Origin of the sequence: Streptomyces sp. NPDC012510, assembly GCF_042955065.1 — a bacterium.
In the GTDB taxonomy this organism is placed as follows: Bacteria; Actinomycetota; Actinomycetes; order Streptomycetales; family Streptomycetaceae; genus Streptomyces.
The window spans coordinates 511,241-532,677 of the sequence record NZ_JBIBEN010000003.1 but is presented as its reverse complement, the minus strand read 5'-3'; the positions used below and the strand labels follow the sequence as shown (position 1 = coordinate 532,677).

General features: G+C 68.0%; 18 protein-coding genes, 1 pseudogene and 1 riboswitch. Of the genes and pseudogenes, 8 read left to right on the top strand and 11 right to left on the bottom strand.

Annotated features, from left to right (window positions below):
- Position 1 precedes the first annotated feature (1 nt).
- A complete protein-coding gene (locus ACFY9I_RS07810; protein ID WP_390998124.1) occupies positions 2-529 on the top strand; it encodes a MerR family transcriptional regulator in 528 nt (175 codons plus the stop codon).
- A 117-nt stretch (positions 530-646) separates the two neighbouring features.
- Complete coding sequence (locus tag ACFY9I_RS07805) at positions 647-1,996, top strand: DNA polymerase IV (RefSeq protein ID WP_390998026.1); 1,350 nt, start codon at positions 647-649, stop codon at positions 1,994-1,996.
- A gap of 137 nt (positions 1,997-2,133) precedes the next feature.
- Here ACFY9I_RS07805 and ACFY9I_RS07800 read toward each other — a convergent pair whose 3' ends face one another.
- Complete coding sequence (locus ACFY9I_RS07800) at positions 2,134-2,502, bottom strand: PRC-barrel domain-containing protein (protein ID WP_390998023.1); 369 nt, start codon at positions 2,500-2,502, stop codon at positions 2,134-2,136.
- Between the two features lie 124 nt (positions 2,503-2,626).
- A riboswitch (glycine riboswitch) is annotated at positions 2,627-2,723 on the top strand.
- Positions 2,724-2,895: 172 nt separating this feature from the next.
- Here ACFY9I_RS07800 and gcvP point away from each other — a divergent pair.
- Complete coding sequence (gene gcvP, locus ACFY9I_RS07795) at positions 2,896-5,781, top strand: aminomethyl-transferring glycine dehydrogenase (RefSeq protein ID WP_390998021.1); 2,886 nt, start codon at positions 2,896-2,898, stop codon at positions 5,779-5,781.
- Between the two features lie 116 nt (positions 5,782-5,897).
- Here the strand turns inward: gcvP and ACFY9I_RS07790 are convergent, their stop codons facing one another.
- Both ACFY9I_RS07790 and ACFY9I_RS07785 read right to left on the bottom strand, forming a co-directional pair.
- A complete protein-coding gene (locus ACFY9I_RS07790; RefSeq protein WP_390998018.1) occupies positions 5,898-6,104 on the bottom strand; it encodes a DUF5999 family protein in 207 nt (68 codons plus the stop codon).
- 400 nt (positions 6,105-6,504) lie between these two features.
- Positions 6,505-7,089 (bottom strand): hypothetical protein, encoded by a 585-nt coding sequence (locus tag ACFY9I_RS07785; RefSeq protein WP_390998017.1) that lies wholly within the window; start codon positions 7,087-7,089, stop codon positions 6,505-6,507.
- Positions 7,090-7,660: 571 nt separating this feature from the next.
- Between ACFY9I_RS07785 and ACFY9I_RS07780 the strand changes: the two genes are divergently transcribed.
- Positions 7,661-9,175 (top strand): glutamate--cysteine ligase, encoded by a 1,515-nt coding sequence (locus ACFY9I_RS07780; protein WP_390998015.1) that lies wholly within the window; start codon positions 7,661-7,663, stop codon positions 9,173-9,175.
- A gap of 101 nt (positions 9,176-9,276) precedes the next feature.
- Complete coding sequence (locus ACFY9I_RS07775) at positions 9,277-10,077, top strand: type II CAAX prenyl endopeptidase Rce1 family protein (protein WP_390998013.1); 801 nt, start codon at positions 9,277-9,279, stop codon at positions 10,075-10,077.
- On the opposite strand, the gene ACFY9I_RS07770 is transcribed toward ACFY9I_RS07775, so the two are convergent.
- The 4 genes and pseudogenes from ACFY9I_RS07770 to ACFY9I_RS07755 form a co-directional block, all read right to left on the bottom strand.
- Positions 10,067-10,927, bottom strand: coding sequence for a PhzF family phenazine biosynthesis isomerase (locus ACFY9I_RS07770; RefSeq protein WP_390998012.1), 861 nt, complete (start codon positions 10,925-10,927; stop codon positions 10,067-10,069). The genes ACFY9I_RS07775 and ACFY9I_RS07770 overlap by 11 nt on opposite strands.
- A 396-nt stretch (positions 10,928-11,323) precedes the next feature.
- Entirely contained in the window at positions 11,324-12,103 is a 780-nt protein-coding gene (locus ACFY9I_RS07765) for an SDR family oxidoreductase (protein WP_390998011.1), read from the bottom strand.
- Positions 12,104-12,244: 141 nt separating this feature from the next.
- Positions 12,245-12,841 carry a hypothetical protein gene (locus tag ACFY9I_RS07760; protein WP_390998010.1) on the bottom strand — a complete coding sequence of 199 codons (597 nt, stop codon included), beginning with the start codon at positions 12,839-12,841 and terminating at the stop codon, positions 12,245-12,247.
- Between the two features lie 357 nt (positions 12,842-13,198).
- Positions 13,199-13,801 (bottom strand): annotated as a pseudogene (locus ACFY9I_RS07755) (transposase); the annotation flags it as partial.
- A gap of 439 nt (positions 13,802-14,240) precedes the next feature.
- Here ACFY9I_RS07755 and ACFY9I_RS07750 point away from each other — a divergent pair.
- Positions 14,241-14,624 carry a hypothetical protein gene (locus ACFY9I_RS07750; RefSeq protein WP_390998009.1) on the top strand — a complete coding sequence of 128 codons (384 nt, stop codon included), beginning with the start codon at positions 14,241-14,243 and terminating at the stop codon, positions 14,622-14,624.
- Positions 14,625-15,386: 762 nt separating this feature from the next.
- On the opposite strand, the gene ACFY9I_RS07745 is transcribed toward ACFY9I_RS07750, so the two are convergent.
- Positions 15,387-15,752, bottom strand: a complete 366-nt coding sequence (locus tag ACFY9I_RS07745; protein WP_390998007.1) for a nuclear transport factor 2 family protein — start codon at positions 15,750-15,752, stop codon at positions 15,387-15,389.
- 70 nt (positions 15,753-15,822) lie between these two features.
- Between ACFY9I_RS07745 and ACFY9I_RS07740 the strand changes: the two genes are divergently transcribed.
- Entirely contained in the window at positions 15,823-16,698 is an 876-nt protein-coding gene (locus ACFY9I_RS07740) for a LysR substrate-binding domain-containing protein (RefSeq protein WP_390998005.1), read from the top strand.
- Positions 16,699-16,712: 14 nt separating this feature from the next.
- Here ACFY9I_RS07740 and ACFY9I_RS07735 read toward each other — a convergent pair whose 3' ends face one another.
- Entirely contained in the window at positions 16,713-18,320 is a 1,608-nt protein-coding gene (locus tag ACFY9I_RS07735; RefSeq protein WP_390998003.1) for an ISAzo13 family transposase, read from the bottom strand.
- Positions 18,321-18,532: 212 nt separating this feature from the next.
- Here ACFY9I_RS07735 and ACFY9I_RS07730 point away from each other — a divergent pair, with 212 nt between their 5' ends.
- Entirely contained in the window at positions 18,533-18,988 is a 456-nt protein-coding gene (locus ACFY9I_RS07730; protein ID WP_390998002.1) for an SUKH-3 domain-containing protein, read from the top strand.
- Positions 18,989-19,346: 358 nt separating this feature from the next.
- Here the strand turns inward: ACFY9I_RS07730 and ACFY9I_RS07725 are convergent, their stop codons facing one another.
- Together ACFY9I_RS07725 and ACFY9I_RS07720 are read right to left on the bottom strand one after the other, a co-directional pair.
- Complete coding sequence (locus tag ACFY9I_RS07725; protein ID WP_390997999.1) at positions 19,347-19,841, bottom strand: GNAT family N-acetyltransferase; 495 nt, start codon at positions 19,839-19,841, stop codon at positions 19,347-19,349.
- 537 nt (positions 19,842-20,378) lie between these two features.
- Complete coding sequence (locus ACFY9I_RS07720; protein WP_390997997.1) at positions 20,379-21,029, bottom strand: HAD-IA family hydrolase; 651 nt, start codon at positions 21,027-21,029, stop codon at positions 20,379-20,381.
- Between the last annotated feature and the right edge of the window lie 408 nt (positions 21,030-21,437).

Here is a 21,437-nt window from a genome sequence, read left to right as displayed (position 1 = left end):
TCTGCAGGACAGCGCGGAGGCGGCGCCCGAGCCGCACGAGAACGTCGGTTATCGCGGTCCCACCGCGTGCGCGGCAGCCGGCATCACCTACCGTCAACTCGACTACTGGGCCCGCACCGGTCTCGTGGAGCCCAGCGTGCGTTCCGCCCATGGCTCGGGGACGCAGCGGCTCTACAGCTTCCGGGACGTCGTCGTCCTGAAGATCGTGAAACGGTTCCTCGACACGGGAGTGTCGCTGCAGAACATCCGCACTGCCGTTCACCACCTCAGGGAGCGGGGCTTCAGCGATCTGGAGCGGATGACGCTGATGAGCGACGGGGCGACGGTGTACGAGTGCACCTCGCCCGACGAGGTCCACGCTCTGCTCCAAGGCGGCCAGGGAATCTTCGGCATCGCCGTAGGGGTGGTCTGGCGTGATGTGGAAAGCGCTCTCTCGCAGTTGCACGGGGAGCGGGTCGACACGGGGGAGACACTCGTGGGCCCCAATCCGGCGGACGAACTGGCGCGACGGCGCAACCGGGCGGTCTGAAGGCGTCCACCCTGTCGCGTGCGGCGGCGTAGTGCAGGCGCGGGGCGGCGTGGGGCGTGCCTGCGGACGGGGTCGTCGGCTTCGGCGATGTCAGTGGCGTAGGGCAGCATCGGAGATGTGAGAACCGCGCCCACGATCCTGCATCTCGACATGGACGCCTTCTACGCCTCGGCGGAGCAGGCGTCCAAGCCGAGTCTGCGGGGCAAGGCCGTGATCGTGGGCGGGCTCGGGCCGCGTGGGGTGGTCGCGACCGCCTCGTACGAGGCGCGGGTCTTCGGGGTGCACTCGGCGATGCCCATGGCGCAGGCCCGCCGGCTCGCGCCGAACGCGGCGTATCTCACGCCGCGCTTCATGTTCTACCGGGCGATCAGCGACCAGGTCATGGGGCTGTTGCGGAACCTGTCTCCGCTGGTGGAGCCGTTGAGCCTGGACGAGGCCTTTGTGGATCTGGAGGCCGGGGACGCGGCCTGGGACGAGGAGTCGGCGCGGCTGGCGGGAGCGCGGTTGCGCGCGGACATCCGGGCGGTGACCGGACTGACGGGATCTGTCGGGCTAGCGGCCTCCAAGATGCTCGCGAAGATCGCCTCCGAGCAGGCCAAGCCGGACGGGCTGGTGCTGATCGAGCCCGGGACCGAGCGGGCGCTGCTGGGGCCGATGTCCGTGCGGATCCTGCCGGGGGTCGGGCCGGCGACCGGGGACCATCTCCGGCGGGCCGGGATCACCACGGTCGAGGAGATCGTGGAGGCGGGAGAGGACGAGGTCGTACGGCTGCTGGGGAAGGCCCATGGGCACGGGCTGTACGCGATGGCGCTGGCGCGGGACGACCGCGCGGTGGTGGCCGAGCGGGACACGAAGTCGGTGTCGGTGGAGGACACGTACGACGTGGACATCCATGACCGGGTGCGGGTCCGGATGGAGGTGCAGCGGCTCGCGGACCGGTGCGTGCGGCGGTTGCGGGGGGCAGGGCTGTCGGGGCGGACGATCGTGCTGAAGGTGCGGCGGTACGACTTCTCGACGCTGACCCGGTCGGAGACCCTGCGGGGGCCCACGGACGACCCCTCGGTGGTGCGGGAGGCCGCGGCGCGGTTGTTGGAGGCCGTGGACACGACGGGCGGGGTGCGGTTGCTCGGGGTCGGGGTCAGTGGGCTCGCCGACTACACGCAGGAGGATTTGTTCGCGCAGGCGGCGGGAGAGCCGGCTCCGGTGGAGGAGGAGACGGCGGACGCGGAGGTGTCCCCGGTGGAGGAGACCGTGGGGCGGGAGCGGCACTGGAGTGCCGGGCACGACGTGCGGCATGCCGAGTACGGCCCTGGGTGGGTGCAGGGTAGTGGGCTGGGGCGGGTGACTGTGCGGTTCGAGACGCCGCACGACCGGGAGCCGGGGCGGGTGCGGACCTTCAGGACGGACGATCCCGCGCTGGAGCCGGCGGAGCCGCTGCCGCTGGTGCGGGACGCAGTACGGGGCTGAGGCTGTGGGACCGCCGGTCCGCGCCGTGTGGGCGGGCGCCGTCGCGGCGATGAGAGGAGGGCGGCGGAGGGGAGCGTGTCGTGCCTACGGCGGGTGAGGGCGGCGTAGGGGCTGGGGGCGGCGTGGGCCGACGCCGGTCACGGCTCGTCCTGGCGTGTGACCTTGCCGAAGTTGTGGTCGACGGGTGGGGGCGGGGCGATGTCCAGGCCGTAGTGGTGGTAGAGCTGCACTTCCTGTTCGGGGGAGAGGTGGCGGCCGACGCCGAAGTCGGGGGCGTCCTTGATGAGGGCGCGGTCGAAGGGGACGCGGAGGGTGCCTTCGATCAGCTCGCTGGGCTCCAGGGGGACGAACGCGTCGCGGCCGAAGAGGCCCATGCGTATCGCGGCCCACTCGGGGGTGCCGGTGGCGTCGTCGAGGTAGACCTCGTCGACGGTGCCGATCTTGGTGCCCTTGCGGTCGAACGCCTTGCGGCCGATCAGGTTGCGCGGATCGATGTCGGTCTGCACGGGCCCTCCAAGTGATGGCAAAGGGGTTGCACATCGTCTCTCACCACTACGAAAAGGCACATCGGGGGAGGCGGCCACTCGAAGACGCGTGCGTTGACCGCGCTGATACGCTGGCAGCGGCTGCTGACCCCGTGCGGGAGAGTCCTCCGGACACCATCCGGAGGCGCCGAAGGAGCAAATCCTCCCCGGAATCTCTCAGGCACACGTACCGCACGGACGAGGTCACTCTGGAAAGCAGGGCGGGTGTCACGGCTTCCGCTCTCACCGACGGTGAAAGCCGGTGCGTATCTGCACCGGTGAAGCTCTCAGGTTGAGATGACAGAGGGGGAGGCCGTCCGGGCACCCGTGCCGTGGTGCCCCTCGAAGGTCGCGTCAGACCAGGAGGCCTCCGCAATGACCGCCCATCGCACTCCGCTCTCCGAGCTCGAACAGGGAATCCCTTTCGAGCGGCGTCACATCGGACCAGACGTCGAGGCCCGGGCCAAGATGCTCGCGCACGTCGGCTACGGCTCGCTCGACGAGCTGACGGCCGCCGCGGTCCCCGATGTGATCAAGAACGCCGAGGCGCTGGATCTGCCGGGGGCGCGTTCCGAGGCCGAGGTTCTCGCCGAGCTGCGTTCGCTCGCCGATCGCAATCAGGTGCTCGGGTCGATGATCGGGCTCGGGTACTACGGGACGTTCACCCCGCCGGTGATCCTGCGGAACGTGATGGAGAACCCGGCCTGGTACACCGCCTACACGCCCTATCAGCCCGAGATCTCCCAAGGGCGGCTCGAAGCGCTGCTCAACTTCCAGACCATGGTCGCCGATCTCACGGGACTGCCGACCTCCGGAGCCTCCCTGCTCGACGAGGGCACTGCCGCGGCCGAGGCCATGGCCCTGTCCCGGCGCATGGGGAAGAACAAGAAGGGGCTCTTCCTTGTCGACGCGGACGCGCTGCCGCAGACGATCGCCGTCATCGAGACCCGGGCCGAGCCGACCGGCGTCGAGGTCGTCGTCGCCGACCTGAGCGAGGGGATTCCGGCCGACATCGCCGCACGTGAGATCAACGGGGTGTTGCTCCAGTACCCGGGCGCCTCCGGTGCCGTACGGGATCTCAAGCCGGTCATCGAGCAGGCGCACGAACTCGGTGCGCTGGTCACCGTCGCCGCCGATCTGCTCGCGCTCACGCTGCTCACCTCGCCCGGTGCGCTGGGCGCCGACATCGCGGTGGGGACGACACAGCGGTTCGGCGTGCCGATGGGCTTCGGCGGCCCGCACGCGGGCTACATGGCCGTGCGCGAGAAGTTCGCACGCAGCCTGCCCGGGCGGCTCGTGGGCGTTTCCGTGGACGCGGACGGGCACAAGGCGTACCGGCTCGCCCTGCAGACGCGGGAGCAGCACATCCGTCGGGAGAAGGCGACCAGCAACATCTGTACGGCTCAGGTGCTGCTCGCCGTGATGGCCGGCATGTACGCCGTCCACCACGGGCCGGAGGGGCTGCGGACCATCGCCCGGCGTACGCATCGGTACGCCACCGTGCTCGCCGCCGGGCTCGCCGCCGGGGGTATCGAGGTCGTGCACGGCGCCTACTTCGACACGCTCACCGTGCGGGTGCCGGGGCGGGCCGGCGCGGTCGTGACGGCCGCGCGGCAACATGGCGTGAACCTGCACCTCGTCGACGCCGACCTGGTGGCGATCTCCTGCGACGAGACCACGACGCGGGCCCAGCTGGGTGCCGTGTGGACCGCCTTCGGGGTGGAGGGCGAGGTGGAGGCCCTCGACGCCGCCGCCGAGGACACGCTGCCCGAGGCGCTGCTGCGGTCGGACGACTACCTCACACACCCGGTGTTCCACGAGTACCGCTCCGAGACCGCGATGCTGCGCTATCTGCGCCGGCTCGCCGACCGGGACTACGCGCTGGACCGGGGCATGATCCCGCTGGGCTCCTGCACGATGAAGCTCAACGCGACCACCGAGATGGAGCCGGTGACCTGGCCGGAGTTCGCTCAGCTGCACCCGTTCGCGCCCGCCGGGCAGGCACAGGGGTACCTCACGCTCATCCGTGAGCTGGAGGAGCGGCTCGCGGAGGCCACCGGGTACGACAAGGTGTCCCTGCAGCCGAACGCGGGCTCGCAGGGGGAGCTGGCCGGGCTGCTGGCCGTACGCGGGTACCACCGGGCCAACGGTGACGAGCAGCGGACCGTGTGTCTGATCCCGTCGTCCGCGCACGGCACCAACGCGGCCAGTGCCGTCATGGCGGGGATGAAGGTCGTCGTCGTGAAGACCGCCGAGGACGGCGAGATCGACGTCGAGGACCTGCGGGCGAAGATCGAGCAGTACCGCGACGAGCTGTCCGTGCTGATGATCACCTATCCGTCGACGCACGGTGTGTTCGAGGAGCACGTGGCCGACATCTGCGCCCAGGTGCACGACGCAGGCGGCCAGGTGTACGTCGACGGCGCCAACCTGAACGCGCTGGTGGGGCTCGCCAAGCCGGGGCACTTCGGCGGTGACGTCTCGCATCTGAACCTGCACAAGACCTTCTGCATCCCGCACGGCGGCGGCGGCCCCGGGGTCGGTCCGGTGGCCGTGCGCGAACACCTGGCGCCGTATCTGCCGAACCACCCGCTGCAGCCAGCGGCCGGCCCGGAGACGGGCGTGGGCCCGGTCTCGGCGGCTCCGTGGGGTTCGGCGGGCATCCTGCCGATCTCGTGGGCGTACGTGCGGCTCATGGGCGGTGAGGGGCTCAAGCGGGCCACGCAGGTGGCGGTGCTCAGCGCGAACTACATCGCCAAGCGGCTGGAGCCGCACTACCCGGTGCTCTACACCGGCCCGGGCGGGCTCGTCGCGCACGAGTGCATCGTCGATCTCCGCCCGCTGGCCAAGGCGACCGGGGTGAGTGTCGACGACATCGCCAAGCGACTGATCGACTACGGCTTCCACGCGCCGACGATGTCGTTCCCGGTGGCGGGAACCCTGATGATCGAGCCGACCGAGTCGGAGGATCTCGCGGAGCTGGACCGGTTCTGCGACGCGATGATCGCGATCCGCGTGGAGATCGAGAAGGTAGCTTCGGGCGAGTGGCCCGCGGACGACAACCCGCTGCGCAACGCCCCGCACACCGCCGCCGCGCTCGGCGGGGAGTGGGAGCACGCCTACACGCGCGAGGAAGCGGTCTTCCCGGCCGGGGTCTCGCCCGCCGACAAGTACTGGCCGCCGGTGCGCCGGATCGACCAGGCCTTCGGCGACCGGAACCTGGTCTGCTCCTGCCCGCCGCTGGACGCCTACGGGGAGTAGTCACCCCCGCATACGCGTCGGGGCCGGTGCGGAGAGTGTCTCTCCGGGCCGGCCCCTCGTCCGTCCGGGCGGGCGTCCTGTGCGGGGCGCTCGCCCTGTGCGCACGTGCGTGCGGCTCAGGCGGCGGTCATCACGGTGTCGGTGCCCATCGGGCGGTGCGGGGCGATGATCTTGCCGTCCGGCAGAAGCTCACCGGTGTCCTCGAAGAGCAGAACGCCGTTGCAGAGCAGACTCCATCCCTGCTCCGGGTGGTGCGCCACGAGCCGGGCACCCTCCCGGTCGGCGGATTCGGCAGTCGGGCACAGTGGCTGGTGCTGGCACATGGTTGTTGGGATCTTTCGCTTTGTCGTGTGGTCTGAGATGGCTGTTTTGTCCGACCCGTGGCTTGAAGCCTCGTTCATGGCCGACCCCCGTTGTGAATAAATCGGTCCGGTCCCAGTGTTGCCCCACGGGCGTCAATCCGCAGGCATTTCGCAGCACGGCTTCTTCACAGGTTGATGACGCATCCGTCGCGTGAACGGTTCATTCTCACCGTACTGTCCGTTCGGGTGGTTCCCTCTGGTCGGATGGGGCTAGTCCGATGGCGGGAGCGCGCATCAATTGCTCGTACGAGCGCATTGGTGCCCGAAGGAGCGGGTAATTCTCGAGGCGGGAAAGAAGTGCCCCGCCGCCGGGATATCGGCAGCGGGGCACGGTCGGTACGAACGCCGGGGCGGCCCTGAATCAGGCGGGCGATCCCAGCAGGGGTGCGGGCGTCAGCCGGGTGGTCAGCACCGGAAGGAGATCGGCGACCTGGTGCGGTCGGTGAGCCGCGATGCCGGGAGGCGCCGGTGCCAGTGGGACCAGCAGATCGGTCGGTGCCGGGTGGCCGGTGGCGCCGTCGGTGGTGGGGTCGGCGTGCAGCCAGAGCGTGAGCATGTACAGCTCGGGCACCGACAGCAGGCGTGGCTGGTAGGGCTGCTGCATGACCTCTGCCTGGCGCAGGGCGCGCTCGGTGGAGGTGATGTACGGGCCCTCGAAGAAGTGTGAGAACGCCCAGCCGTCCGGGGTCAGCCGGGTCTCGGCGGCGGCCACGGCGCGGTCGCCGCAGCGGATCAGGAACCGCCATCCGGTGAGCCGGGCGGTGCCCGTCCCCTCGGGTGTGATCCGGTCCAGTACGTGGACGGGCAGCGGGAGTTCGGGTGTGGCGGGACCCTGGGCGTTCTTCAGGGAAGGAGTTCGCGCCTCGTGGACGGCGGTGGGAGAACCGAGTGCCGTGAGGACGGTGCGCAGGGCGGGCGCGGGAGCCGGGGGGACATGCAGCGGCATGGTGGATCGCCTCTCAGTTCGACAGGCACGGTGGCGCGAGGGCGGGGGCGGACGGCGCTGTCAGCTCTCGGGAATCGGAGAGACGGGTGCCCGGGGTCCGGGTGCGTGGGTTGGGTCCGCCGCGCGTGGCAGGACGGCAGGACCGAGGACCGCGAGTGCCGGCTCTCAGCCTCGTTTGCGGAGTTTATACGACGCGTGTTCACATAAGGTTTCATCTAGCTGTTCGGGATATGAAGAGCAAGGCGGTATCCGGTCGCCGGAAGATGGGCATCGCCTCGTTTTTCCCTGAGGGTGCGCCGGTGACCTCGGATTACCGGCACGTAGCGGACGGCCGGTTCTCATCGGCACTTTTCACGAAAGTGCTCCGGACGGAAAGCGCATGCTCATTCATGCCCGCTGAATGTGCCAGAAGCACGCCGAGTGAATAAGGTCGAAGGTAGCCGCGCCCAGCCTAGCGTGCGCAGGTGGCGCGCGGGACGTTATCAGCGGCTCTACCGGGGCATCATCACCCGTGGACCCGGGACAGCAGGGGCCGGTTCGTCGGCCTGCCCATCCAAGGAGGGACCCCTAGATGGGAGAGAAGGTCGTGGCGGGGCCGTTCGGCCTATCCGATCGCCAGCAGTACCGCGACAAGCTGCGGCAGTGCCTGGCGGGGCTGGCGCGACTGTTGGAGGAGAAGAGGTTCGACCGCCCCAAGAACCTCATGGGTGTGGAGATCGAGCTGAACCTCGTCGACGGCGACGGTCTGCCGAGAATGATGAATGCGCAAGTACTCGAGCGGATTGCCAGCCGAGACTTCCAAACAGAACTCGCCATGTTCAATCTGGAAGTCAACATAGCTCCACACCGGTTGGGCGGTCGCGTATTCGACCAGCTTTCGGAAGAGCTGCGCACCTCCCTTGCCTACGCCGACCGGAAAGCGATCGAGGTGGGCGCGGGAATCGTGATGATCGGCATTCTGCCCACGCTGGACCGTGACGACCTCGTCTCCTCGAACCTCTCCGCCGGCGATCGCTACACCCTGCTGAACGACCAGATCGTCGCCGCCCGCGGCGAGGACTTCACCCTGGACATCGACGGGGTGGAGCGGCTGGTCTGCACCTCGAAGTCGATCGCTCCCGAAGCCGCCTGCACCTCCGTGCAGTTGCACCTCCAGGTCACGCCCGGCCGGTTCGCCGATGTGTGGAACGCGGCTCAGGCGGTCGCCGCCGCGCAGGTCGCCATCGGCGCCAACTCGCCGTTCCTGTTCGGGCACGAGCTGTGGCGGGAGTCGCGACCCCCGCTGTTCCAGCAGTCCACGGACACCCGGCCGCCCGAGCTGCAGGCCCAGGGGGTGCGACCGCGCACCTGGTTCGGGGAGCGGTGGGTCACCTCGGCGTACGACCTCTTCGAGGAGAACCTTCGCTTCTTCCCCGCGCTGTTGCCCATCTGCGACGTCGAGGACCCGATCGAAGTCCTCGACGCGGGCGGCGTTCCCTCACTCGCCGAACTCACCCTGCACAACGGCACGATCTACCGCTGGAACCGGCCCGTCTACGGTATCGCCGACGGGGTGCCGCATCTGCGTGTCGAGAACCGCGTGCTGCCCGCCGGGCCGACCATCACGGATGTGATCGCCAACGCGGCCTTCTATTACGGGGTCGTGCGCGCCCTCGCGGAGGAGTCGCGGCCCGTCTGGACGCGGATGCCGTTCGAGGCCGCCGCCGCCAACTTCGACGAGGCGTGCCGGTACGGCATCGATGCGCGTCTGCGGTGGCCGCGCGGACGCTACGGCGGGGTCGGCACGGTGGACGCGGTGAACCTCGTACGGGACGAGCTGTTGCCGCTCGCGGCGGCGGGACTGGACGCGTGGGGCGTCGAGCCGGTGGACCGGGACTTCTACCTCGGCGTGATCGAGGAGCGCTGCCGGCGCCGGGTCAACGGGGCGTCCTGGCAGGTGGAAACGTTCCACCAGGCGCTGACCAAGGGCCTCGGGCGGGACGCGGCACTGGCCGCCACGACACGGCGGTACTGCGAGCTGATGCACTCCGGGGAGCCGGTCCACAGCTGGCCGGTGGGACTGCCGGAGCCGGTGCCGCTGGGCTGAGGAGACCGGCCGTGACCGGCTGTGGGGTACGCCGCCGGAATGCCCGGCACCGCCGCGGGTGATGATGGACCCTCGGCGGGGCCGGACAACGGGAGGCGTGGGTGCAGGGGCAGGCGGAGTCGGTGGAGGGCGCGTTGCCGCAGGAGCGGCCGGGTCGGCGGATCCTGAGGGACGAGACACTGCTCGTGCTCGGGGTCTCGCTCGGCGCGAGCGGTGTCTCCGCGCTGATCAGTTTCATCGGATCGGTCACCAAGCCGGGCGGGCTGAAGGACCAGGCGGCCACCATGAACGCCTCGGCCGCGCCGGGCCGGCCCTGGCTGGACCTGGCCTGGCAGCTCTTCGGGATCACGACCGCCCTGGTGCCCGTGGCGCTTGTCGCGCACTTCCTGCTGCGCGAGGGCACCGGGCTGCGCACGCTCGGGTTCGACCGCACGAAGCCATGGACCGACCTCGGCCGGGGCGCGGCGATCGCCGCCGTGATCGGGAGCACCGGCATCGCCTTCTACCTGGCGGCCCGTGGCCTCGGCTTCAACCTCACGGTGGTGCCGGAGGCGCTGCCCGAAGTGTGGTGGAAGTATCCCGTTCTGATCCTCTCCGCGATCCAGAACGCCGTCCTCGAAGAGGTCATCGTCGTCGGATATCTGCTGCGCCGACTCCAGCAGTTGGGCTGGTCGCCGGGGAGCGCGCTGGCCGCCAGTTCGGTGCTGCGCGGCTCGTACCACCTTTATCAGGGCGTCGGCGGCTTCATCGGCAACATGGTGATGGGCGTGGTGTTCGTGTATCTGTATCGGCGGTGGGGGCGAGTGGGCCCGTTGGTGGTGGCCCACTCGCTGCTCGACATCGGGGCGTTCGTGGGGTACGCGCTGCTCGCGGGAAAGGTGGGCTGGCTGCCTACGGCTTGAGCGGTTCCCCGTCCGTGAGCAGTTCCCCGTCGATGACCGTGACCGCCCGGCCGGTCAGCAGGGTGCGGCGGCCGCGCAGCTCGGTGCGGACGAGGCCCGAGCGCGCGGACGCCTGGAGGCCAGTGAGGGTGGGGCTGCCGAGGCGTTCGGACCAGAAGGGCGCGAGCGCGGTGTGGGCGCTGCCCGTGACCGGGTCCTCGTCGATGCCGATGTGCGGGAAGAAGCACCGCGAGACGTAGTCGTGGCCGGCGGCGGGGTCGGCGGCGCGGGCGGTGGCGATGACGCCGCGCTCGGAGTGGCGGGCGAGGGCCCGGGCATCGGGGGCGAGGCCGAGGACCGTCTTCTCGTCGGCGAGTTCGACGAGCAGGTTGCCCACGTGAGGGCCGGTGTCGAAGGCACTGAGCAGTTCGGCTCCCAGAGCCTCGGCGATACCGTCCGGGACGGCCACCGGGGTGAGGGGCGCGGTCGGGAAGTCGAGGGTGAGGGAGCCGTCCGGCTGGGGTGTGGCGATGAGAACACCGCTGCGCGTGGCGAACCGTATCGGGCCATCGTGGGTGCTGGTGCTGGTGCTGGTGCTGGTGCTGGTGCTGGTGCTGGTCAGGACATGGGCGGTGGCCAAAGTGGCATGGCCGCACATCGCCACCTCGGCGACCGGCGTGAACCAGCGCAGCGCCCAGTCGGCCTCGGCTCCTTCGGGGAGGGGATGGGCGAACGCGGTCTCGGCATGGTTGACCTCCTGGGCCACGTTCTGCAGCCAGGCGTCGTCCGGGAAGGAGTCGAGGAGGAGGACTCCGGCCGGGTTTCCGGCGAAGGGGCGGTCGGTGAAGGCGTCGACGATACGGATGCGCATGGGACGACGCTAGGTGGTTGGCGAGGGCACGGGCCAAGGCCAATTCGCGGGTGGTGGACCTGTTTTCGGAGCCAGATGTGCGGCTGGATCGGAGGGTGGTCGCCGCGCGCAGCCTTCGGGACGGCGTCTGGGTGCCGCTGGTGGGTGCGTCGTGCGGGGCGATCGTGGCGGGTCGGTGTGCGGGGCAGGTGCTGTGGGGTGGGCTTTCGTACGGGTCAGGTGGGGCGGGCTCGGCGAGGGCAGAATCCTGGGGTGCGTCTGCGTCTGCGTCTGCGTCTGCGTGAGGGTGCGGGTGCGGGGTGGGTTAGGGGGTGTTTTGAAAGTCCAGTGCGGTGCCCGCGGTGTTCGGTGCGTGCCGGGCGCCGTGGGTGCTGTGCGCGACGTTCAAAACACCCCCTAGTGGACGGAGAAGCCGCCGTCGACGAAGAGCGACTGGCCGGTGATGTAGCCGGCGGAGCGGCCGGCCAGGAAGACCGCGGCTCCGGCAAAGTCGTCGGGCAGGCCGTTGCGTCCGGTCAGGGTGCGTGCGGCGAGTGCGGCCACCTTCTCCGGGTCGGACGACAGCCGGGTGTTGAGCGGGGTCGGGACGAATCCGGGAACCAGTGTGTTGCAGGTGACACCGTGGGGCGACCACTCCTCGGCCTGAGAACGGGCCAGTGACTCCAGGGCGCCCTTGGAGACGCCGTACGCGCCGCTTCGGACGAACGCTCGGTGCGCTTGCTGGGAGGTGATGTGGATGATGCGGCCGTAGCCCCGCTCGGCCATGCCGGGGCCGAAGCGCTGGCCCAGGAGGAAAGGCGCGTCCAGGTTCACGGCCATCGTGGTGTCCCAGTCGTCCTCGCTCAGCTCACTCATCGGCGGGCGCAGGTTGATCCCGGCGCAGTTGACGAGGATGTCGGGCTCGCCGAACGCCTCCACGGCTCGCTCCGCCGCCGCGCGCACGCCGGTCCGGGTGCTCAGGTCGCCGCTCACCCGAGCCACCCGGCAGCCGACCGCCGCCAGCTCCTCGACCGTGGCCATCAGCTCCGCCTCCTTGCGCGCGACGATCACCACGCTCGCACCCGCCCGTGCGAGTGCTCCGGCGATGGCCTTGCCGATGCCGGAGCTGCCGCCTGTGACCACGGCGACGCGGCCGTCCAGCGAGAACAGTTCGGAGAGGTAGCTGTGGGAGATCATTCCCGCACCCTAGAGGGGGTTGACGGCAGGAGCGTGGGGCGGGGGGACTCCGACGGTGTCCTGTCTCATTGCAGTTGCCCGTGCCGATGCCCATCGATGCCCATACTGGTGACCTGCGTGGACCGGAGAAAGGGGAGGCCTCTATCTCGTGGGCATGGCGGGGGTGGGGAGGTGAACTTCCAGCACAACTGCGGTGCCGGCCACGGTCCGGTCCTCGTGCATGTTGATCTGTTGGCCGGTTTGGACGTGCGCCCAGTGCGTGGGGGTGAGGGGAATGAGGCGGACAGTGGCTCGGCCGCCGGGCTCCAGAAAGGGCATGTCCTCGACCCAGAGCCCTGCGATGCTCACCGAGGAGCCCCCGGTGGGTGAGTGGTTCCCGATGTCCCACATGGGCCGCAGAACACCGTGACCGGGGATTGCGCTCTTGCGTCGGGCCTCCGTGGCTGGACGAAGCGTCAGATCGGCCAGGATCATTCCGTTTCGGATCTCGGAACACCGCCAGTGGCACCAAGCCGTGCTCCGCTCAAGGCCAAGTTGCTCAGCCGCCCTGGCAAGCCGCTCCCAGAACGCCAAGGGCAGTGGTTGCCCGTCTCCGAGCTCCTCGAGCAGGCTCAGAGCGGTCTGCCATTCGTCGTGGGCGAGATAGTCCCAGACGTCTTGCACCGAGATGTCGTTCTCGGTAGCGACCTCTTCCGGGACGAGGAGGGAAGCCGATTCGAGCAACTCAGTGACATCCATGCGGTCATTGTCGACCGCGTTGTCAGGCTTAGCCTCGATCGTTCATGAGTCCTCGTCGGTTTACTGACGGGGACTCTGCGTTTGCGCGGTGCGGTCTTTTCGGGGCTGGGGCAGGGCGAAGGCCCGGCTCTCGCGTCGGATGGGCGCCGGGTTCCACTTCACCGGTGGGCTGGTGCGGGTCGTGGGGGCGGTCGAAGTGGCTGGTCAACCGGGGTTCGGCAGGGCGTGGAGCCTGACGATCGCTTGGCTGATGACAGCGGTCCAGGGCCATCGGGCGGGCAGGCGGAGCCAGCGGCGACGGCCGGTGTTCATAAGCAGCGCGGCGGCGGAGAACAGCCACAGCCGGAGCTTCAACACGGAGCCCGCGTTGCCGGGCCGCAGCAGGGCGGCCACCGGCTCCCCGGATCCGGCTGGGCCGTGGTCGACGAACGCGACGAGCGGATGATGGATGATGGCCGAAGGTCTTCTTCCAGGTCGCGGTGGCATCCTGCTTCTCGGAGTGCGCGAGCACCAGCACCCCGCCGATGTCCACGGTCACCTGGCCGTCGGCGGCCGGATTGCTTGCCCCGGCCAACTCCCAGACCCGCGTACGTACTTCGGAACGTGCGCCCCGGATCGCCGCAAGAGCTTCGGGCCGGACGCGGCGAGCGCGTCGACGAGGCGGGAGACGGTCGGATCGGAGGCCACCGGGCCGAAGACATCCGGCTCGACCCGCAGCATGCCGATGTCGGCCAGGCAGTTGCCGCCGAGCACGACGGCCAGGGCCACATCCAGCAGGATCTTGCCCGGATCGTGCACCGCCCGCGGCTTGTGCCACGGCGCCAGCGCCGCGGATATCGCGGTGTCCAGGCCGGACTTGCGGATCGTGTCGGCCAGCAACACGGCCCCGGCCTGGGCAACAACTCCACGGCGGCCGCCCTCGACACGGACACGCGGGTACGACCCGCTACTCTTCTTCACCTGGAGAGTGCTTCTTTCCTTGCAGTGACAGGACCCTCGACAAGTCCCATCGTTGCAGGTCAGCAGCACTCTCCAGTCATTTGATCAAGACTCGGACAGACCCACTCGCGAAAGCGCGAGGTTAGCTAAGTGGCTGCCGTTTAGTGGCTGGGGCTGTGTGGGTTGGCTGTCGTGGGGGTGGCTGTTCCTACCCGGCAGGCTCCGTGCGACACGCGTCGTGGGCCACATGACCGTCCCGTGGTTCTTCCGCTCATGCCGGCGATGGACGACGAGGGTGGGTGCACGCTTCGAGCGCGAGGTTGCGGTCGTTGAGGAGTGCGGGGAGTGGTCCGGTGGGGCGGCAACACCACCTCCCGCACTTCCCGCGCTGTCATACGGAGCCGCCCCGAGACCGGTCCCCGGTGCACAGACCTCACTTCGCTACCGGAGGATCAACAGGATGGCCAAGCACCCGACCCGGCTCACTGCCACCGTTGTCGCCCTCGGGGCAGTCACGGCGGCCCTGTTCGGCTCCGTCGGCACCGCGCACGCGGGCGAGTCCGCGACTCGTGCCACGCTCCAGCCGCACAGCAATGTTCGCGAGATGGAGCACGCCGTAGGCATCATCAAGGTCAACACCGGTCCTACCGAAGGGCGGTTCTACCAGGACATCGACTGCTGGGCGCACGGCCAGCGCATCACGGCCGGCGGATACACGACCGACGTCTGGTACTACGGCATCGTCACCGACTCGGCCACCGGTACGAGGTACATCAGCTCGTGGCTCTGGGGCGGCAACGTAAATGTCGGCAAGGACCCCTCGCCCCTTGTCAGAGAGTGCTGAGCCCCCCGGCCTGCGAAACCACTCCACGACCGCTGCCCTTGACGCGGACACGCGGGTACGACCCGATACGCTTCTTCACCTGAGAAGTGCTTCTTTCCACGGCACGATCTGGACCCTCGACAAGTCCTATCGTTCCAGGTCAGGAGCACTTTTCGCGTTCGTGGTCAAGTCTCGGACAGATCACCTCGTGAAAGCCCGAGGTTAGGCCGTGTTTTTCAGGAGCGCGGGCGGGCCGTCCCTTGTTTGTGGTCGCGCGCCAGGTGGTCGAGGCCTCTCGACCTGATCGGGCTGAATGACAACGAACGTGTTGCCGGTATGCCCGGGCCTCGGGCGCAATACCCTCGACGGCGTGGAGACGGTCAGGGAAATGACCCTCCCGCGTGGAGTTGGGTGTTCGTCCCGAACCGGTTCCCGTGCAGGCGGCCGGTTACCAGCCGGCCCCGGTTCCAGGGAAGCGGCTTGGACCGCCCGGTTACCACCTCGCCTCGGTTGACCTGGAACCAGACCTCGCGGTGGTTGCCGAACAGCACGACACTCTCGCGGAGTCATGCACGTCGGTGTACACGTCGAAGTCCCGGTCACCCGGAGCTCCCCGAGGCGTAGTGCGCACGAAAGTGGTGCATGAACCGGCGCAGGTCGACAGCCGCGCCGAACGGAATCACCGCGTCGGCATAGGGCTCACCGGCAATGATGAATTCTGAACTCCAGGCCGTACAGCCGCCCGCGAAATCTTGACCAACGTGGCGCCCGGGCCTTGCTCGTTCAGTTCTGCGCTTCGAATCCCGCCAGGAGTTCCCGGGGGTCGAAGGTCACCCGGATCCGGGTGACCTTCCCGTCTTCCACATGCATCCAGTTCGCCGTCGGGGTGGGTGGCGCAACGCTTGTGCACAGGTCAAACCAGGTGATCACTTCACCACCTTCCGCCACCCGCGCCTTCACGTCGATATTCTCCAGTACCTGGCCAAGCCCCTTCAGTCCAGCGAGTGCCTCGTCTGCCCCCGACGCCGTTCCCAGCGCTCCGACGAAGTCGACATTGTCGGCCAGCACCCCCCGCAAGGTATCGAAATCGCCCGCCTCCCAGGCGGTGAAGTAGGTCTCGGCAAGCTCTCGCGAAGTCATCGTCGTCATGCCTTCATCGTGCAATCATCTGATCCATACGTCCAACAGATGAATCAGATGGCATCTATCATTATTGGGTATGGAGATGCATCAACTGCGCTACTTCGCCGCGATCGTGGACGAGGGCACCTTCACCGCTGCCGCCCATCGCCTGCACGTCAGCCAGTCCGGTATCAGCACCCAAGTGGCCAAGCTGGAACTGGAGCTGGGCCAACAACTGCTCGACCGCTCCGGTCGTCAAATCCGCCTCACACCGGCCGGCGAGGCCGTTCTCCCCCTTGCGAAAAACGCCCTCGCCACTCTCGAGGCCATCAAGCACACCGCCGCCGAGTTCGCCGATGCCGTCCGCGGTCGGGTCCGCCTCGGCATGATCATGGGCTGCTCGATCCCGGCCTTCCTCGACACCATCGCCGACCTCGGTCACACCCACCCCGGCATCGAGGTCAGCCTGCACGAGGGCTACTCCGACGACCTCCAGGCCCAGGTCCTCGCCAGCTCTCTCGACCTCGCCCTGATCGGCTACGCGAGCGGCGTCGCCCCTGGCCTGGAGGCGAGCATCGTCACCGACGAGCCGATCACCGCAGCCGTCCCTGCCGGGCACGCCCTCGACCGCCCGGAACTGCGCCTCGGCGACCTACGGGGCGAGAAGATTCTCTGCCTTTCCCCAGGCACCGGCATCCGCGCCGCCTACGAGGACTCCTGCCACAGGATCGGTCTCAACCCACGCGTGGACATCGACGCCAGTTCTCCGGTCACGCTGCTCCGCCTCGCTGAGCGCGGCGCGGGCGTTGCCGTTCTCAGCGCGTCCTCCACACAAGGCACCAGCCTGCAGACCATCCCGCTCACCGACGCCACCACGCACGCCCGGCTCGGACTCATCATCCGCCGAGGTCAACACTCCCCGGCCGTGCAGCTACTGCGAACCAGGCTCCTCGCCGCGCTGCTGGCTGGCTAAGGGTCTGCCGATCATTAACCTGTTGTCTTGATCTTGCTGTTGGGGCTGCTGCTTTGGGCGGCCACTCTGGCTCGAAGGGCTGCCAGGGCGGCCGGTGGCGTGGTGGCCGGCGAGATGGTGATGTCCTGTGCTTCGAGCAGGTGCCTGATCTTCAGCAGGGTGCGGTGCATTGCGGTGCGGCTGCTGTTGAAGAGCACGGCAAGAGGTTCTGCGGCCAGGTTGACGCGCATGTGGAGCACGGTGGCCAGGACCTGGTCGGCGAAGGTGAGCCGGGGTGGGCGGCCGCGCCGGGTGTCTCCTGCCGGTGTCAGGGTGTGGATGAGGTGCTGCAGCTGGTGCGGGGCCAGGCCGGTCAGTGCGGGGTCGGACAGCAGCTGCGGTGTCGGTGGCCGGCCGCTGCGGGCTGCCGGGTTCGGCTGGGGGTGCAGGGCATAGTTCCACTCGCCGTGGAAGGTGTGCCGGGTCAGTGGCAGGGCCGCCATTTCCGCGTCGCCCACACCGATGCCGGTGGGACAGGTGTTGGTGTCCAGCTCGGCCTTCACCCGCAGTCCGGTGCGGGTGGTGGTCGCGGCGATCGATTCGAGGATGACTTCGTGGCTGGTCAGGGGGCGACCGCGCCAGTTCATCGTGATGTGGGAGAAGAGCCGGTGCTCGATCTTGTTCCACTTCGATGTGCCCGGGGGCAGGTGGCAGACCGTGATGACCAGCCCGGTTTCCGCGGCCAGGCGGGCGAGGTGGAGTTTCCAGGCCCGGGGGCGATAGCCGTTGGAGCCGCCCGCATCCGCGGTGATCAGCAGCCGGGAAGCTTGCGGGTAGTCGGCCTGGCCCTGACCGTGCCACCAGCGGCGGATCGACTCCACTGCGAACGCGGCGGTGTCGTGGTCGGTGCCGACGTTGACCCAGCCGGTGTTGGCCGCCAGGTCGTAGATGCCATAAGGGATGGCCTTGCCCAGCTGTGGATCGGCGAAGTCGTGGACGCGGACCGGCACCGGATCGCCCGTGGGCCGCCAGGAGCGGCCATGGTTGTGGAAGTCGCCGACCAGCTCTTTCTTCTTGGTGTCCACGCTGATCACCGGCTGGCCGGCGTCCCGGTGATCGCGTGCTTGCTCGTTTGGATAGCGGAACTGGGCATCCCGGTCGGCATGCTGACTGCCCTCGAGCGTCTTGGCGTTGGCCTGCAGCCGGAACCCCTCCTGCCGCAGCAGGCCGGCGACGGTGTCCGCCCCGACCCGGTGCCCCTGACGGGTCAGCTCGGCCGCCAGCGTGCGGGTCGACTTCGTCGTCCACCGCAACGGCGACATCGGATCACCACGTTCTTCCGGCTCGACCAGACTCAGCAGGGCAGTCCGCAGTCCAGGGTCGAGGTCCGCGACGCGTTTGCGTCCGCCGCCCGGCCGCCGCACCCGTCCGGTCAGAAACTGGCCTGCGTCCAGGTCGGACATGCCCTTGCGAACCGTTGTCCCGCTCACCCCGGCCGCCCGAGCCACGGCTCGAATGCCGCCATGTCCCAGCCCTCGGGCCTCTGCGGCCATCAGCAGTCGCCGCTGCCGTTCGTCCAGATGCGGGAACAACACCGCGAACTTCACCGCGAGTTGATCACGAGTCTCGTCCGAGATGCGCATACGACACCAACGAGCCCCAGCTCTGAAAGCAGCACCTTGATGATCGGCAGGCCCTAAGGGCTGTCCCGTAAACGATCTCCGTGCCTTGCTCGACCAGTGGCCCTGTCTGCGGGTCCGGATGTGCGGCAGACTTCAGACAACAGGCGTGGCCGAGGGTAAGGGGAGGGCGCATAGAACACACCAGTGAGTCGTTGATGGGTTGTGGGCCGTCGGTGCTGGACGCACTCAGCGTTGCTGGGTGGACAGCAGGTCGCAGGACCGCCACTCGGGATTGGACAGAGCAACTGACATCTGCTGGGTTCAAACTCGACGACGCGGCGGTCGAGATCTGGGCCGAGTTCGGCGAGCTGACGATCGAGAGTTCCCCGGCACGCGTCCCCGCCTCGTCATTGCACATAGACCCCGTTGACGCCTGCGTCGACACCGCCGCGGAGGCGTCCACGCTGAAGTATCGGTATGCAGAGAACTACAGCCCGCTGGGTATGTGGTCTGTCCAATTCAGGTCGTATATCGCGACTAGCGGGCGCGTCGTCGCCGTGGGTCCGAACTGCCTCTGGTCACTGGGTTCGACCTTCGCGGAGGCGCTCGCCTACGTAGTAGATGGCGATGTCGGCGTTAATCGTGCAGAACAAGCAGACTGGCTGGATAACTGCCTCACCCGTAGGTGAGACGATACTTGCTACCGGGGGTCCTTGGTGTAGTACGCTGCGGCTTTTTCGCGGTTGCGTCGCTCGAGTTCCTTCAGGCGCGCCTCGCTCGTTCACCGTCAGTTCTGCATTGGGGGCCGGTTCCTGCTGCTTCTTTTAATTCTTCACCCAGCCGCGTAGCGTCTCCGAGTCAGATCAAGCTCCCGGGCGACTTCGGAGATCGTCTTGCTTGACCTCAACGCGATCTGGACGGATTTCTCGCGGAACTCCGGCGAGTACTTACAGGGTGGCGCCACTTCTTCCTCGTTTCCTTGTTCAGGACAACACTATTGGGTGCCTGTCCGGAAACTTCGTGGCCTCTCACTTTGCGGGAAATGCCTTAAATTGGGTCGAATGAGATCCAGACGTCGGGCGGCAGGTCTGGCCGATGCTTCACTGGCCTGCGCTCCTCTGTCCATGCGTCACCAGCGATCTCCCTGGCGACGCGTCGCCAGAAGTGGACTGCTCCCACGTTGGCGTCTTGAAAGGCGATTTCCCAGGGGCCATGGTGCCTGGCTATCACCTGTTGAGCAGCGTTTAGGCCGATTCCCGCCCTGCGGGCTCCACGAACGACGAAGAAGCTGTTCAGTACGCGCTTCGGACCGGTCAGACCCCGAACGAAGGCAAGACCCGCTGGGCGTGCGTCACTGGTCACGAGATAGGCCGCCCAGTCGGTGTCAGTGAGCACGATGTTGGGCCGATCGGCATAGAAGGTCCCGTCGATATCGGGAAGGACTTCATCGAATTCCGACAAATCATGGCGAAACATCAGCCATAGTCGCTTCACTGTGGGGCCGTCAGCAGCATCAGCCAAACGCACGGATACCTCTGGCATGGGGCTCCATTCAGTGAGAAACGCGGGCAGTCCGGATTTGAACATAAAAAGGAGTCTTTCCGTCGGAAAATTATCCGGCTGGAAAGACTCAGCTAATGCCGTGGAGCATAGCAGGCGCGATCGCCTGTGACGTCGGCGGCGACGCAAGGGGAGGGGGGTGATGCCGCCGCCGAACACGCGTTCATCGACTGCCGCCTGCCCGTGGAGTGGACTGCTGACTGGGCGTGATGTCGCGAAGTGACCGTCCCCCATGGGGCAGCCTTCACTGAGGGGCGCGACCCGTTCAAGCCGTTACCGGTCCAACTTCACTGTCGCGAACCATGCAGTGGCCCATCTTCGATGACATGGATGGCCATCCGTCCAACTTCGGTGACAGACGGTCCGTCTTCCCTGTCGCAGGTCAAACGGCTGTCCTGTCTCATTGGAGTTAGTCGTCTGCGTTGCGCTGACCTGCGCGGACTGGATTATGCGAGACGCGTGGACTGGGTTCGTTGGAACAAAACGGCAGGTCTCGGGGTGTGACGGGTTTGCGGGCGCCTATCCCGACGTTCTGATGGCGTGGTTGATCGCGGAGGCGACGTCCTCAGCGATGTGGGTGGGCTGATAGGAGTCCCGGGTCCAGACACGTCCGTCCGTCACCCACACGCTTCGAAGACCGAGTGTGTGGGCGCCTGCGATGTCGGCGTGGGGTGAATCGCCGATGACCCACGCGCCCGGGAGGGGGACACTGACGGCATAGGCTGCCGCTTGGAAGATCTCCGGTTCTGGTTTCTTGTGGCCGACTGCTTCGGAGATGACCCAGCCGTGGACGAGTTGGTCGAGTCCGGTCTTCCGGATCTTCGCTTCCTGCTGTGCGGTCCGCCCATTGGTGACGATGGCGCAAGTCCAGCCATCCGCCGTCGCTTTGCCCAGCGCCTCGCGGGCCGAGTGAGCCAGGACGACGCGGTCAGCGGCGCCGTTGTCGAGAAGGGCGCGGATGGCGGCGGTTGGCACGACGCCGCCGTATCGGTCGGTGAGGGCCGCGGCGACTTCGCAACGCGCGGTGTAGCCGCTTGCGTCGATCGCCATCACCCATGTGAGGTCGGATTTGGGCAGGTCGTGCTCGGCAAGAAAGTCGGCGACGGCGGCGCGGAAGGCCGCATCCCGGTCGACAAGGGTGTTGTCGAGGTCCAGCAGCAACAACGGCATGACCGGGAGTAGATCATGGAACCCCGTGCGAGGCAGGCCAGTTTCCGGCGGGCATCGGCACGAGGTCGGCGAAGCGGATGTTGTGAATCGTCAAGGACGGACTTCTCAGAGCCACTCAGCAGCGGTAGTAGGGGTGGAAACGGGCTCCACCGTGTTTCGGCGTCGGCTTCATCGGGCTGGCGTGGTGGCGGGATGGTTTCGCGAGGGAAGAACGCGTCGTAGATCCTCGGGCTTCGATGGAAGGCGACGAACTTGTGGGTGGAGAAGTGCTGCTCGACCCATTGGATCAGGAACTCCTTGCGGTCCTTGGGGACGTAGCCGAGAAGGACCTTGCGGAGTGTGATCTGTTCGACGAGCCAGGTGACGTGGCCGGTGGCGACCGCGCGGTGCTCCCATTCCCGGCTTGCG

Excerpts from the sequence above, each read along its gene's own strand:
- gcvP (WP_390998021.1), top strand. The coding sequence starts at position 2,896 with ATGACCGCCCATCGCACTCCGCTCTCCGAGCTCGAACAGGGAATCCCT.
- ACFY9I_RS07790 (WP_390998018.1), bottom strand. The coding sequence starts at position 6,104 with ATGTGCCAGCACCAGCCACTGTGCCCGACTGCCGAATCCGCCGACCGG.
- ACFY9I_RS07785 (WP_390998017.1), bottom strand. The coding sequence starts at position 7,089 with ATGCCGCTGCATGTCCCCCCGGCTCCCGCGCCCGCCCTGCGCACCGTC.
- ACFY9I_RS07780 (WP_390998015.1), top strand. The coding sequence starts at position 7,661 with ATGGGAGAGAAGGTCGTGGCGGGGCCGTTCGGCCTATCCGATCGCCAG.
- ACFY9I_RS07770 (WP_390998012.1), bottom strand. The coding sequence starts at position 10,927 with ATGCGCATCCGTATCGTCGACGCCTTCACCGACCGCCCCTTCGCCGGA.
- ACFY9I_RS07765 (WP_390998011.1), bottom strand. The coding sequence starts at position 12,103 with ATGATCTCCCACAGCTACCTCTCCGAACTGTTCTCGCTGGACGGCCGC.
- ACFY9I_RS07760 (WP_390998010.1), bottom strand. The coding sequence starts at position 12,841 with ATGGATGTCACTGAGTTGCTCGAATCGGCTTCCCTCCTCGTCCCGGAA.
- ACFY9I_RS07750 (WP_390998009.1), top strand. The coding sequence starts at position 14,241 with ATGGCCAAGCACCCGACCCGGCTCACTGCCACCGTTGTCGCCCTCGGG.
- ACFY9I_RS07745 (WP_390998007.1), bottom strand. The coding sequence starts at position 15,752 with ATGACGACGATGACTTCGCGAGAGCTTGCCGAGACCTACTTCACCGCC.
- ACFY9I_RS07740 (WP_390998005.1), top strand. The coding sequence starts at position 15,823 with ATGGAGATGCATCAACTGCGCTACTTCGCCGCGATCGTGGACGAGGGC.
- ACFY9I_RS07735 (WP_390998003.1), bottom strand. The coding sequence starts at position 18,320 with ATGCGCATCTCGGACGAGACTCGTGATCAACTCGCGGTGAAGTTCGCG.
- ACFY9I_RS07725 (WP_390997999.1), bottom strand. The coding sequence starts at position 19,841 with ATGCCAGAGGTATCCGTGCGTTTGGCTGATGCTGCTGACGGCCCCACA.
- ACFY9I_RS07720 (WP_390997997.1), bottom strand. The coding sequence starts at position 21,029 with ATGCCGTTGTTGCTGCTGGACCTCGACAACACCCTTGTCGACCGGGAT.